The organism is Flavobacterium shii (assembly GCF_025847235.1).
In the GTDB taxonomy this organism is placed as follows: Bacteria; Bacteroidota; Bacteroidia; order Flavobacteriales; family Flavobacteriaceae; genus Flavobacterium; species Flavobacterium shii.
In genome coordinates, this window is record NZ_JAOZEW010000019.1 from 55,755 (window position 1) to 69,536 (window position 13,782).

Genomic DNA, 13,782 nt, shown 5'->3' on the forward strand with positions numbered 1-13,782 from the left:
TCTCTTTATTAATTTTCTTGGGTTGTATCTATTTTTACAGGTTTAATAACCTCTTTGGTTTTGATCATTTTAGCTCTCATAACAGAATCTTTAGGAGTGGTTTCGATTAAACTGGCTGCAGCCATTCCTCCTAATTTTGCATATTGATCTCTTAGGCTTGTATTTAAAATACGAATTTCTAAATCATTTCGTGTGATTTTTTTACGAAGGTATTTTTCAATCATTAAACTTGCGATTGGACCTGCAATTGTAGCTCCAAATCCCCCATTCTCAATCATTATAGCTATCGCAATTTTAGGATTGTCTTTTGGTGCAAATGCAACAAATATAGAGTGATCTTTAAGCTGTGTTCTTTTTCCGTTAATTTTAGCAAAATTCTCTGCAGTTCCCGTTTTCCCACAAATGTCGATACCCTCAACACGAAGTCTGCTGGCAGTTCCTTTGTTATAAACATCAAATAATCCGCTAATCATAGGAGGATAATATTTTTTGTCTATTGTTGTTTCGTGTTTTGTAGTGAATTTTGGGTCTATTTTTTGACCTTCAATTTTTTTAATGATATGAGGCGTGAAATAATATCCTTGGTTCGCAACAGTAGCCATCATATTCGCCAATTGGATAGGGGTCATTAAAACCTCCCCTTGTCCAATAGAGTTCGAAATAATAGTCGTACTTCTCCAGCCGCCATTTGGATATATTTTCTTGTATGTTTTAGAGTCTGGAATGTTTCCTCTTTTACCTGTAGGTAAATCATATCCCATAAATTGACCTAGTCCAAAGCTTTTTACATGTTTGCTCCATACATCAACAGCATATGCAGGATTATTATATTTGTTAATAGTCAACATGTAAACATTGGCAAAGTATGTGTTACAAGAATTGTAAATTCCGTTATGTAATTGGTGTGGTCCAAAACCGTGACATTTCATAAAGCGACCTCTACCGTAACTAAAGCCATGATGACACATGAAAGTAGTTTGCTCGTTTATAACACCTTCTTGTAATCCTACAAGTCCTGTAACGATTTTAAACGGAGATCCCGGAGGATATTCGGCCAATAAACCACGGTCATACAATGGTTTTGCAATCGAATCATGATATAATAAAGTATAGTTTTTTGAGCGTTGTCTCCCCACTAATATTCCCGGATCATAAGATGGTGCAGTTATCAAAGCAAGGATTTCCCCTGTTTTTGGCTCTAATGCAACAATACCACCTCTTTTGTTGATCATTAATTCTTCTCCGTATTTTTGGAGTTCGGCATCAATTGTTAGGTTGATGTCTTCTCCTTGTACGGCAATCGTATCGTATTTTCCGTCTTTATAAGAACCAATTTCTCTGTTGTATTTGTCTTTTTGAATGTATTTTACACCTTTTATACCGCGTAAAACATCTTCGTAGCTTTCTTCAACACCTTGTCTTCCAATTAAATCTCCGCTGTTGTAATACGGATTTTTGGCTACAAGTTTTTCATTTACCTGAGTGATGAAACCAAAAATATTAGCGCCATAATCGACTTCGTAATCACGTAATGATCTTTTTTGGAAATAGAAACCTTCGAATTTTCTGATTTTCTCCTGGAAAGCTGCAAATTCGCTTTTGTTTAATTGTGCTAAAAAAACAGATGGTAATCGAGGGCTGTATATTTTAGCCTTTTCGATTTTTTTTATAAAGTCTTCCTTAGTGACATTTAAAAGTTGGCAAAACTCTAATGTATCAATGTTTTTTATTTCTCTAGGGATTACCATGATATCATAAGAAGCCTGATTGGCAACCAATAATTTTCCATATCTATCATAAATGTAGCCTCTTTCGGGATAGTCGTATTTAACCTTGATAGCGTTATTCTCTGATTTTAATTTAAAAGAATCGTCTATAATTTGTAAATAGAATATGCGAATTACTAGCAAAGATGCTGCAATGATAATTAAAGAGGGCAGCAGAACTTTTCTCATCTTCTGTTGGGCTTAATAAGATATATTATTATGATACAGGTTATAATTGTAAATATGGTACTGAATAGTGTCCTTAGTAAAACGTCTAAAATAAAGTTAAACTGAAAAGCTTCCAGAGTAAATAGTATGATATGGTGGAGTAATACCGAAATCAATATAAATGAAAACCGTTCTGGGGTTAATGAATCATTTAGTTTTATGGTTTGGTACTCATAACTCAATCCAAATGAAAATTTGAAAATATAAGGTCTGTAATAAGCGAGAATCAAACAGGCAGTTGCATGTATTCCACCCGAATTACAAAACATGTCCATTGCAAGACCAAGTAGAAAACTCGATACCAATAGTCCGGATTTATTTCCGTTTACTGGGAATAGAATAATGTAAAGGATGTACGGAAACGGACTTATGTAGCCAAGGAAGTTCATATTATTGAATATAATAATCTGAACTGCCAATAGCAGAATAAATCGAGAGATATTGACTAACAAAGCGCTATTCATCTTTTTCTCTTTTTTCTAATTTAATAAGCTCTTCTCTATCTCTACTTTTAATTACATATACGTGACCTAGATTAGTCATGTCGTTGAATAATTTAACGTTGATTGTATAGTAATTTGTTTCTTTTGATGTAAATATTTTGTCAATTGTACCAATTCCGATATTCTCTGGGAAAATTACCGATTGGCCACCAGTTACAATTGTATCTCCTTTTCTAACGGAAGCTAGTCTAGGAACATCTATTAACTGAACAAAACCTGTGCTTTTTCCATCCCATATTAACGAACCAAAATGATTTGATTTCTTTATTTTGGCATTAATCTGTGATTTGATATTCAGTATGCTTACAACTGTTGCATATCTTGGTGAAGTGTTGTCTACAATACCTATAATCCCTAAACTATTAATTACACCCATATCAGGTTTAACCCCTTCGTTCGAACCAGAGTTTATTGTAATGTAGTTTTCATGTACGTTGTAAGAGTTGTGTATTACTTTCGAAACAATTATATCGGCAGGTTTAACGCCTTTTATAGTGTCTGGAAGAGGAAGTTTTACAGTGTCTTCAGCGTTAAATAAAAGACTTTTTAATCTTGCGTTTTCAAGTACCAATTCATCATTTTCTTTTCTTAAGTTCAAATACTCATTTACGCGGCTTATTTTTTCATAAACACCACCGCTCAAGAAATTAGCAGAACTAATAACTCTGCTTCTATGAAAAGAATGAGATTGAATGGAGAGACCTAATGAAATACCTAAAAGCAGCAAAAACAGTAGTCGATTACTGTTTCTTATAATAAAATTAAATATTTGCTGCATTTCTTGCTTGGTTATTTTGTTTCAGGATATGCTTTAAGTTTCAAAATTTCTTCAGAACTAAGTTTTGTATGTTTTAGCTCTGAAGAAATGTATTAATAAAGTATCTTATTTAATTAAGATACTTTTAAATTTTGCTATGTTTTTAAGTGCCATTCCGGTTCCGCGTACTACTGCTCTTAATGGATCTTCGGCAATGTAAACAGGTAAATCTGTTTTTTGCGAAATTCTTTTATCAAGACCTCTTAACATAGATCCTCCACCTGCAAGATAAATACCTGTATTGTAAATATCGGCTGCTAATTCTGGAGGTGTTTGAGATAATGTTTCCATTACAGCATCTTCAATACGTTGTATAGATTTATCTAATGCTTTGGCAATTTCACGGTAAGAAACATCTACTTGTTTTGGTTTTCCAGTAAGTAAATCTCTACCTTGAACAGACATATCTTCTGGAGGTCCATCTAAATCTTCTATGGCAGCTCCAATTTGAATTTTTATTTTTTCTGCAGTACTTTCTCCAACAAAAAGGTTGTGTTGTGTACGCATGTAATAAACAATATCATTTGTGAAAACGTCACCGGCAATTTTTACCGATTTATCACATACAATTCCACCTAGTGCAATTACCGCAATTTCGGTTGTACCACCACCAATGTCAACAATCATGTTTCCTTTTGGTTGCATAATGTCAATACCAATACCAATTGCAGCAGCCATTGGTTCATGAATTAAATAAACTTCTTTACCGTTTACTCTTTCGCACGATTCTTTTACTGCACGCATCTCAACTTCGGTAATTCCAGAAGGAATACATACTACCATACGCAATGCAGGAGTAAACATTCTTTTCTTTAATGCAGGAATACTTTTGATGAACATATTGATCATTTTCTCAGATGCATCAAAATCGGCTATAACCCCGTCTTTAAGTGGCCTTATGGTCTTTATGTTTTCATGGGTTTTACCTTGCATCATATTGGCTTCCTTACCAACAGCAATGATTTTGCCTGATATTCTGTCACGTGCCACTATCGAAGGACTGTCAATAACTACTTTATCATTGTGAATGATTAAAGTGTTTGCGGTACCAAGGTCTATCGCAATATCCTCGGTCATGAAATCAAAAAATCCCATAAGTTTTTTAGGGGTTTAAAAGTTATAAATTAGTAACGTACAAAGTTAAACAAATTAATGTTTAAAATGACGAGTTCCTGTAAATACCATTGCAACTTTATTTTCATTGCAATAATTTATGCTTAATTCGTCTTTTATTGAGCCACCTGGCTGAATTACAGCTGTAATTCCTGCTTTTTTGGCTAATTCTACACAATCCGGAAATGGGAAAAATGCATCGCTTGCCATTGAAGCGCCATTTAAGTCAAATCCAAATGCTTTTGCTTTGTCAATTGCTTGAACTAAAGCGTCAACTCGAGAGGTTTGTCCCGTGCCAGATGAAATTAAAGTTCCGTTTTTAGCAAATACGATTGTATTCGATTTTGTGTTCTTACAAATTTTTGAAGCAAAGATTAAATCTTCAATTTCTTGTTCTGTAGGTGTTGTAATTGTAACGGTTCTTAAATGCTCTTTATTGTCAGTGATGTTGTTTTTATCTTGAACTAAAAGTCCGTTAAGGCAAGTTCTTACTTGTCTTGTAGGTAATTCAACTTCGTTTTGAACTAGAATGATTCTGTTTTTCTTTTCTTCTAAAACTGTAATAGCTTCATTGTCATAGCTTGGAGCAATCAGAACTTCACAAAATAGTTTGTTTATTTCCTGAGCTGTAGCTAAATCAATTTTTGTATTTGAAATTAAAACTCCACCAAATGCTGATGTCGGATCACAAGCTAAAGCTGCCAAATAAGCTTCGCTGATTGTTTTTCTTGTAGCCAAACCACAAGCATTGTTATGTTTTAAAATTGCAAACGTAGGTCCGTCATTTTTAAATTCGGCAATTAAGTTCACGGCAGCATCTACGTCAAGCAAGTTGTTGTATGATAATTCTTTTCCGTGTAGTTTTTTGAACATTGCATCAAAATCACCAAAGAAGAATCCTTTTTGATGTGGGTTTTCTCCATATCTCAATATTTGTCCACCAGTAATACTTTCTTTATAGATAGTTTCGTCAGTATTGAAATAGTTAAAAATAGCACCGTCATAATGAGATGATACATGAAATGCTTTTGTAGCAAGTAATTTTCTGTTCTCTAGAGTTGTCGCTCCGTTTTGTTCTGTAATTAAATCCAGTATTAAGCTGTATTCATTTACCGATGCCACAATAACAGTGTCTTTAAAGTTTTTTGCAGCAGCACGAATTAATGAAATTCCGCCAATGTCAATTTTTTCGATAATATCTTGTTCGCTAGCTCCGGATGCAACTGTTTTTTCAAATGGGTATAAATCAACAATTACTAAATCAATTTGAGGAATATCAAATTCCTGCATTTGTTGAACATCACTTTCGTTGTCTTGACGGTTTAAAATTCCACCAAAAATTTTCGGGTGTAATGTTTTTACTCTCCCACCAAGAATTTCAGGAAAAGAAGTTACATCTTCAACAGGTACTACAGGAATTCCTAAGTTTTTAATAAAATCTTCTGTTCCTCCAGTTGAGTAAAGAGTTACTTTTTGTTCATGTAGTTTTCTTACAATTGGTTCAAGGCCTTCTTTCGAAAAGACTGAAATTAATGCAGATTGAATAGTTTTTGTTGTGCTCATTGTGTTGTTATAGTTATAAAGTGCAAAAATAGTTTTTTTTTGATTATAAAAATCATCATTTTATGTAACATTATCTTAAAAAAGCCTACCTATGCGTAAGTGAATTTTTATTAGGTTTTTGACTAAAATTTATTGAATTTTACTTTAATGTAAATTTATAATCTATGCTGCTTTATCTTCGATTATTAAAAGAAAGTTTTGGTTTTGCGATGAATGCTTTACGTAGTAACAAACTAAGAACGTTATTGTCGTTGTTGGGAGTTACAATTGGTATTTTTTCGATAATAGCAGTACTTGCAGCAGTTGATTCTTTGAATAGAAAAATTACTAAAGATTTGAGTAGCTTGGATAAAAATACAATTTATCTAATGAAGTTTTCTTTTGGACCTTCGGATATTCCACAATGGAAGAGAGAACAATTTCCAAATGTTAAATACGACGAATACACCTATCTTAAAAATTCACTTACCAATACTAATCAGGTCGGATATCAACTTTTTGTTAAACGAGAAAGTTTAAAATATGATTCCAAAACGGTAAGTGATGTAAATGTAGTTCCCGTTTCTTATGAGTTTATGGAAATTGAAGGTTTGGATTTTGAGAAAGGACGTTTCTATAATGAGTCAGAATCAAATTCGGGTACGCCAGTTATAGTTTTGGGGCATGATATTGCCGATGGGCTTTTTGGAGATGCCGAACCTATTGGTAAAAATATTCGTTTGTATGGGCAACGTTTCACTGTTATTGGTGTTGTGAAAAAACAGGGAGCTGGTTTGTTTGGAGATAGTAATGATACATCGGTATTTTTTCCGGCAAATTTTTTACGCCGTATGTATGGTGATAATAATGATGGCATAACTCCGGTTATTGTTTTAAAGCCGGAAAAAGGAATCGATATGGATGCTTATAGAGCAGAAGTATCTCAAAAATTAAGAACTTTTCGCGGATTGAAAGCTGGACAGATTGATAATTTCTTTGTTAATGTGTTTTCTGGTTTTACCGATTTTATTGATGGTATAATAGGACAGATGAATTTAATGGGGTGGGTGATAAGCGGATTTTCTCTTCTTGTAGGTGGATTCGGGATTGCCAATATTATGTTTGTTTCTGTAAAAGAACGAACTCACCTTATTGGAATACAGAAATCATTAGGTGCTAAAAATAAATTTATCTTATTTCAATTTTTGTTTGAAGCAATTATCCTTTCTGTAATAGGTGGGGCAATTGGGTTAGTCCTTGTTTGGATAATATCTGTAATTCTTACCAAGGCACTCGATTTTGAATTTGTTCTCGGAATGGGAAATATTCTTCTTGGAACAGGACTTGCTGCATTAATCGGATTGATAGCGGGTATTCTTCCTGCAATTTCAGCTTCTAAATTAGACCCTGTTGAGGCTATTAGAACGGGGATGTAGTTGTTCTTGAGGTTCTGAGATTTTCTATTTACGAAATTTAACGAATGTTGTTCGAAGTCTCCCGACTTCGAACCCATACCAATAGTTATTATGTTTTTTTTCATCTCGTTGTCGCTACGAAGTCGGGAGACTTCGCAGAGCGGGGGACTTTGCAGAGCGGGTTTCGTTTTGTCTCGAATGTTGTGCGAAGTCTCCCGACTTCGTACCCACGCCAATAGTTATTTATGATTTTTGGATCATCGTTATTGCTACGAAGTCAGGAGACTTCAGAGCCTTGTTTTAGTCTTTCATTTGGTATTTAGGAATTTTGATTTTTGTTTTGTCCTATTTTATGTCATTCGAATCATAATACTCGTTATTTTTCTTGTATGTCATTACAGTATCTTCTTCTTGCGTAGTTCTCCTGATAAGATATGCTTGTAAATGGGAGTTTTTTATGAAATTTAAAAAATAGGTATTTGTAATTGTATCATTTTGCGAAGCGATTATTAGTATTCATCTTCTTTTTTCTTTAGTCATGATATTTTCTGAAATAAAATCATTCAAACTTTTTTGTGGAATCCTTATAATATCCTTTGGTTTTAAGTTTGTAAAATGAGGTAGTGTGTCGTTCTCATTTTTGTAGTTACATAGAATTTGAATGTATTCTTTTTGGTAATAAAACAAACTTCCTTTTTTGTCTATTATGAGCTGGTTTTCGGCATAAAAACCCTTTGGCGGTGGTGGGATTTTATTTTTTTTTAATTCGTTTGAAATTTTAATATTTTCTTCTGAAATTATATAGGGAATATTTCTTGGAACGGTCTTTTCTTCTTTTTTGGCACAATTAAAAAGCAACAAACAAATAATAAGGCCAATAAATACTCTTTTCATAAACTGAAGATTTGAAATAAAGATATAAAAAAATCCCAAGAAATATTTCTTGGGATTTTTATAATATAGAGGTTGAAAACCTATCTAATCGGGTTGTTTTGAATCAAATCGATATATAAGTTTATCTTGTCTTTTAATTCTTTTCTTGGCGTGATAAAATCTAAAAAACCATGTTCTAGAAGAAATTCAGCTGTTTGAAAACCTTCCGGTAAATCTTTACCAGTCGTGTCTCTTACAACTCTCGGTCCTGCAAATCCTATTAATGCACCTGGCTCAGAGATATTAATATCTCCTAACATGGCATAAGAAGCGGTTGTTCCTCCAGTTGTTGGATCTGTACATAATGAAATGTATGGCAATCCAGCTTCGGCAAGTTGAGCTAGTTTTACAGATGTTTTTGCTAATTGCATTAATGAATAAGCAGCTTCCATCATACGTGCTCCTCCTGATTTTGAAATCATTACAAAAGGCATTTGGTTTTTGATAGCATGATTAATTCCTCTTGCTATTTTTTCGCCAACAACAGCTCCCATAGAACCACCAATAAAAGCAAAATCCATACAGCAGATTACAAGTTCTTTTCCTTTTGATTTTCCAACTCCAGTACGCACAGCGTCTTTAAGTTGAGTTTTTTCCATTACATCTTTCAATCGTTCTGCATATTTTTTTGTATCTACAAAATGCAAAGGATCTTTTGATGTCATGTTTTTATCTAATTCAACAAACTCATTGTTGTCAAATAAAATCTCAAAATAGATTGCGCTTCCAATTCTAACATGGAAATCATCTTCCGGGCTTACAAATAAGTTACGAGCCAACTCATCAGCATCAATAATTTTTCCTGTTGGAGATTTGTACCAAAGTCCTTTTGGGACATCCATCTTGTCTTCGGTAGCAGTTGTAATCCCTTTTTCGTGTCTTTTAAACCAAGCCATTTGTTTAGTATTCAGTGTTCAGTAATCAAATTTCAGTGTTCAGTTCTTTAATAGTTTAGTTTCAAGTGTTCTGTATGTTTAGAACGGAACACTTGAACTAAAAACTGAATACTTTTATAGTGTATTTACGTTATTCAAGTCAGCAAAGGCTTGTTCAAGTCTTGCGTTGAATGTAACTTCGCTTTCACGTACCCATCTTCTTGGGTCGTAATATTTTTTATTAGGAACATCAGCACCTTCTGGGTTACCAATTTGTGTTTTTAAATAATCAATATTTTTAACCATATAATCACGGATACCTTCAGTATATGCAAACTGTAAGTCAGTATCGATGTTCATTTTGATAACTCCGTATCCAATAGCTTCTCTAATTTCTTCAAGTGTAGAACCAGAACCTCCGTGGAAAACGAAATCTACTGGATTAGTACCAGTTTTAAATTTGTCTTGAACGAAATCTTGAGAGTTTTTTAAGATTTTTGGAGTTAATTTTACGTTTCCTGGTTTGTAAACACCGTGAACGTTTCCAAAAGCTGCTGCAATTGTAAATTTAGGACTTATTTTAGATAATTCTTCGTAAGCATAAGCTACCTCTTCTGGTTGTGTGTATAATTTAGAGCTATCAACATCAGAGTTGTCAACACCATCTTCTTCTCCACCTGTAATTCCAAGTTCGATTTCAAGTGTCATTCCCATTTTGCTCATTCTAGCTAAATATCCTTTACAGATCTCGATGTTTTCTTCGATTGGCTCCTCAGACAAATCGATCATATGAGAACTGAATAAAGGCTTTCCTGTTTCTGCAAAATGTTTTTCAGATGCATCTAATAGACCATCAATCCAAGGTAATAATTTTTTTGCACAGTGGTCAGTATGTAAAATTACGGTAGCACCGTAAGCTTCTGCCAAAGTATGAATGTGTTTTGCTCCAGCTATTCCACCAGCGATTGCCGATTTTTCGTTAGCATTAGATAATCCTTTTCCAGCGTTAAATTGTGCTCCACCGTTTGAAAATTGAATAATAACTGGCGCATTCAGTTTTGCTGCAGTTTCAAGAACTCCATTGATTGTGCTTGATCCAGTAACATTTACTGCAGGAAGTGCAAATCCTTTTTCTTTCGCATAATTAAAAATCTCTTGTACTTGATCCCCCGTCGCTACTCCTGCTTTAATATTGTGTGCCATTGTAATCTTTTTTTTAGTTGTTTTTTAGTTTTTAGGTTGCAAAAATAAGAATTAATTAGCATTAGAAAGGATAATTTATTCCAAAATTTAAAACCGAGTGTCCGAAATTGTATTCTTTGAACCAGCGATTGCCTAATTCATAAGCCGGATTGTAGGTTTTAAAACCTAAGTCAAAACGAATTACGAAGAAACTTAAATCGTAGCGAAAGCCTATTCCTGTTCCTAAAGCAATATCTTTAAGATCGCTAAAGTTTTTAAATGTCGCTTTATCATCGGTTACATTATCCAGGACATTCCAGATATTACCTGCATCTGCAAATATAGCTCCTTTTAATTTACCTAAAATTTTATATCTAAATTCTGCACTTAATGCGATTTTCATGTTGGCTTCATTAAAATCATTTACAGCTCCTGTACTACCAGGTCCTAATGAATAAGGCTGCCAAGCTCTGTTGTCATTGGATCCTCCAGAATAGTAACTTCTTGAAAATGGAACATAGTTTGAATTGCCAAATGGTATAGCAATACCAAAAAATGTACGTACAGCAAGTACCTTTTCTTTTGTTAAGTCCCAGTGTTTGATGTAATCAAATTCGGTTTTTATGTATTCAGAGTATTCTAAATTAAAAATTCGATAGTTGCCATTTGTGTTTTTTTGCAAATCAGCAGCTTTGGAAATTAGTGTTAATAATGATCCTGCACTTTCAATTTTAGCTTTAAAGAGATAAAATGTGTTGTCTAGTAAATCTTTCTTGGTGGTTTTAGTAAAAGTGTAGTTTGAGGCCAGAATGAAATCATTTTCGGTTAGCCTCATTCGTCTTTCTTCTATGCTTTCAACCGATTGGTAGTCGTTACTCGAAACGGGTATTGTGTTATTCAATACGTCTTGAGTAAATCCAGTTGTACCGGATTCTATTATTAAATTGTCGTTGGAGTCAACAAATCCAGGTTTTTGAGGATAATTGTACCCTTGCGAGATGCTATTTAAAGCATTGTATGATGATCGATATACTTTAAAATAATTTTGCGGATTTAAATTTCGTACATATTGTATATTCAGTAAGTCTACACGTGCGGTATTGTTCCTTTTAGGAGTCCAGTTATAGGTAAATGCACCTGTGAAATTTTCTTTGTCGAGACCTATGTTCCGCTGTTTTGCAAAACCGGCAGTCATTATTGTCGACGGAATCATGCTCTTGGGAATGATTTTTTCAGTTCCAAAAGGCATTAGGATCCTAGGTACATTTAGCTTAATATCTAGTCCGTATTCGGAGGCATTAAAGAAAGTTCCGTTTGGATTTGCTAAATCCTGTGATGAACCAACATTCACACGACCTGATATCTCTAATGTTTCGGCACCATTAAAAACATTTCTTATTGTTTCAGAAAGACTAAACCCAATTCCGAAATCCTGGATATTTGAGTGGGTAACATCTAATGTTGTTTGGAAACTATATTTTTTTCTGGGTGTTAAGTATATTTTGGCAATCAATGATTGTGCAGTTGAGTCTCTCTTGTCTAATTCATAATGTATAGACGGATAATTAAATATCTTTAAGTTGTTTAAATATCGAGTTGTAAGTGTTGTTTTAAAGTCTGCAAATAAACTTCCTTTTGTAATGAAAATTGCATCAGTTATTGCATATGGCTTATATTTTAATTTTTTGTAACTGTATAAATTGAAGTTTTTATAAGTGGTACTATCTGTAATTTGTAATTTTGCATTGGCAGCAGAATAATCGGTGTAGATATTAACGTCGCTAATTTTGTAAATCTTAAAAGGCATAGTTCTAGTGGAATCTTTATCCTGGTAGCTATAGTCTTTTATAATAAGGTCTAGATTTGCTTTGTTCTTTTTGTTTATTGTGTCGATATCGTATGTTACATTATTCGATTGGAAATAATATATACCATGATTTCTAAAATAGGTAGTAATGCGGTTTTTTTCGTCTTCAAGATCGCTAGTTCTATATTGCTTTCCGGTTTTTAATAGGGTGTTTTCAACGCTTTTGTTATATAAAGAATCCAGATCAGGGGAAGATATACTAGTGGTTATCGTATCTAAAAGGTAAGGTTGTCCTGTTGTTACTGTGTAGCGTATTTTTGCTTTTTTAGCACTTATACTATCAATAGTAAATGCGGTTTTTACATTAAAATAACCATTGTGGAAATAGTGGTATTTTAATCGCATAGACGATTTTTTTGTTTTGCTGGTATCGATAATTACGGGCGGTTCTCCCGTAGTTTTAAAAAAATCATTTATTCCTTTGTATAAAAATGATTGACCAAGACGATCTACCTGTTTTGCAGATAATAGTTTGGATAATCTTTCATATTTTTTAGGGTTGTTTTTAAATTTTGCCGCAAACGTAGAATCTGGATTTGGATTGGCTAAGTTGTATAAATTTAGGCGTAGCTTGTACCCGCCAATAAGCGTACTATTGGGTTTTTGGTATAATTGGTTAAATATATTTTCATCCTTAATAGGCTTGTCATTTACTATAATTTCATTTTTAGTAAGTAACTTTTTGCCATTAGGAACTCTTTTTACAGCATTACAAGCCGAAATAAATATTGCTATTAGAATAAATGCTGCTATTTTTGTGGAATTCTTTCTCAAGTGTTCTAAAATATTTAATTCAAAAGTACATTATTTTATGGTTAGTAAAAACCAAATCAAGCTTATATCGGGTTTAGTCCAAAAAAAACAGCGTTTTGCTAATCAATTGTTTTTTGCCGAAGGGGTAAAAGTAATTCAAGAATTGTTACAATCCAATTTTGAGTTAGAACACCTATATACTACTCAAAACGATTTTGAGTCTGTTTTAGTCTCTAAGAAAACGTTAATTAATGCTCAAGATTTAAAAAAAATCAGTGCATTGTCAACTCCTAATACTTGTTTGGCAGTTTTTAAAATTCCTGCAGATAAAGAAATCATAGAATCTGGCTTAATCCTGGCTCTCGATGATATTCGTGATCCTGGAAATCTAGGAACTATTTTAAGACTTTGTGATTGGTTTGGGATCAAACAATTACTTTGTTCCAAAGAGTCTGTTGATATTTATAATCCAAAAGTGGTTCAGGCTACAATGGGTTCAATTGCCAGAGTTAATGTAAACTATGTTGATTTAAATGTTTTTCTTGCACAAACTTCACTTCCTGTTTTTGGGACTTTTATGGATGGATCTAATATCTATAAAACCGACTTACCACAAGAAGGGATTATTATAATGGGAAATGAAGCCAATGGTATTTCCGATGAAATCGAAAAAACAATTAAAAACAGGCTTACTATCCCTAGATTTGGGGAGCTGCAAAAAACGGAAAGTTTAAATGTTGCTACCGCAACTGCTATTATACTTAGTGAATTTAAACGAAATAGTTAGG

At 33.4% G+C, this 13,782-nt stretch carries 11 protein-coding genes; 2 read left to right on the plus strand and 9 right to left on the minus strand.

Features of this window, described 5'->3' with window-relative positions:
* Window positions 1-8 precede the first annotated feature (8 nt).
* From mrdA to purH, 5 genes are all read right to left on the minus strand, one after another.
* On the minus strand, window positions 9-1,955 hold the full coding sequence (gene mrdA / locus OIU83_RS17105; RefSeq protein ID WP_264207477.1) for a penicillin-binding protein 2: 1,947 nt from the start codon (window positions 1,953-1,955) through the stop codon (window positions 9-11).
* Window positions 1,952-2,458, minus strand: a complete 507-nt coding sequence (locus OIU83_RS17110; protein ID WP_264207478.1) for a rod shape-determining protein MreD — start codon at window positions 2,456-2,458, stop codon at window positions 1,952-1,954. Before OIU83_RS17110 ends, mrdA begins: the two co-directional genes overlap by 4 nt.
* Window positions 2,451-3,275 carry a rod shape-determining protein MreC gene (gene mreC / locus OIU83_RS17115; RefSeq protein WP_264207479.1) on the minus strand — a complete coding sequence of 275 codons (825 nt, stop codon included), beginning with the start codon at window positions 3,273-3,275 and terminating at the stop codon, window positions 2,451-2,453. The genes OIU83_RS17110 and mreC overlap by 8 nt, the downstream gene beginning before the upstream one ends.
* A gap of 105 nt (window positions 3,276-3,380) precedes the next feature.
* Window positions 3,381-4,409 (minus strand): rod shape-determining protein, encoded by a 1,029-nt coding sequence (locus OIU83_RS17120; protein ID WP_007804822.1) that lies wholly within the window; start codon window positions 4,407-4,409, stop codon window positions 3,381-3,383.
* A gap of 54 nt (window positions 4,410-4,463) precedes the next feature.
* The gene (gene purH, locus OIU83_RS17125) at window positions 4,464-5,990 is read right to left on the minus strand and encodes a bifunctional phosphoribosylaminoimidazolecarboxamide formyltransferase/IMP cyclohydrolase (protein ID WP_264207480.1); all 1,527 of its coding nucleotides are present in this window, start codon (window positions 5,988-5,990) and stop codon (window positions 4,464-4,466) included.
* A 164-nt stretch (window positions 5,991-6,154) separates the two neighbouring features.
* Between purH and OIU83_RS17130 the strand changes: the two genes are divergently transcribed.
* A complete protein-coding gene (locus tag OIU83_RS17130; protein ID WP_264207481.1) occupies window positions 6,155-7,405 on the plus strand; it encodes an ABC transporter permease in 1,251 nt (416 codons plus the stop codon).
* Window positions 7,406-7,900: 495 nt separating this feature from the next.
* Here the strand turns inward: OIU83_RS17130 and OIU83_RS17135 are convergent, their stop codons facing one another.
* From OIU83_RS17135 to tamL, 4 genes are all read right to left on the minus strand, one after another.
* Window positions 7,901-8,278: a hypothetical protein gene (locus tag OIU83_RS17135; RefSeq protein ID WP_264207482.1), complete on the minus strand. Its 378-nt coding sequence runs from the start codon at window positions 8,276-8,278 to the stop codon at window positions 7,901-7,903.
* 80 nt (window positions 8,279-8,358) lie between these two features.
* The gene (accD, locus tag OIU83_RS17140) at window positions 8,359-9,213 is read right to left on the minus strand and encodes an acetyl-CoA carboxylase, carboxyltransferase subunit beta (protein ID WP_264207483.1); all 855 of its coding nucleotides are present in this window, start codon (window positions 9,211-9,213) and stop codon (window positions 8,359-8,361) included.
* Window positions 9,214-9,327: 114 nt separating this feature from the next.
* On the minus strand, window positions 9,328-10,395 hold the full coding sequence (gene fbaA / locus OIU83_RS17145) for a class II fructose-bisphosphate aldolase (RefSeq protein WP_264207484.1): 1,068 nt from the start codon (window positions 10,393-10,395) through the stop codon (window positions 9,328-9,330).
* Between the two features lie 61 nt (window positions 10,396-10,456).
* Entirely contained in the window at window positions 10,457-13,015 is a 2,559-nt protein-coding gene (gene tamL, locus OIU83_RS17150) for a translocation and assembly module lipoprotein TamL (protein WP_264207485.1), read from the minus strand.
* A 37-nt stretch (window positions 13,016-13,052) separates the two neighbouring features.
* On the opposite strand from tamL, the gene OIU83_RS17155 reads away from it, so the two are divergent.
* On the plus strand, window positions 13,053-13,781 hold the full coding sequence (locus OIU83_RS17155; RefSeq protein WP_264207486.1) for an RNA methyltransferase: 729 nt from the start codon (window positions 13,053-13,055) through the stop codon (window positions 13,779-13,781).
* Window position 13,782 lies beyond the last annotated feature (1 nt).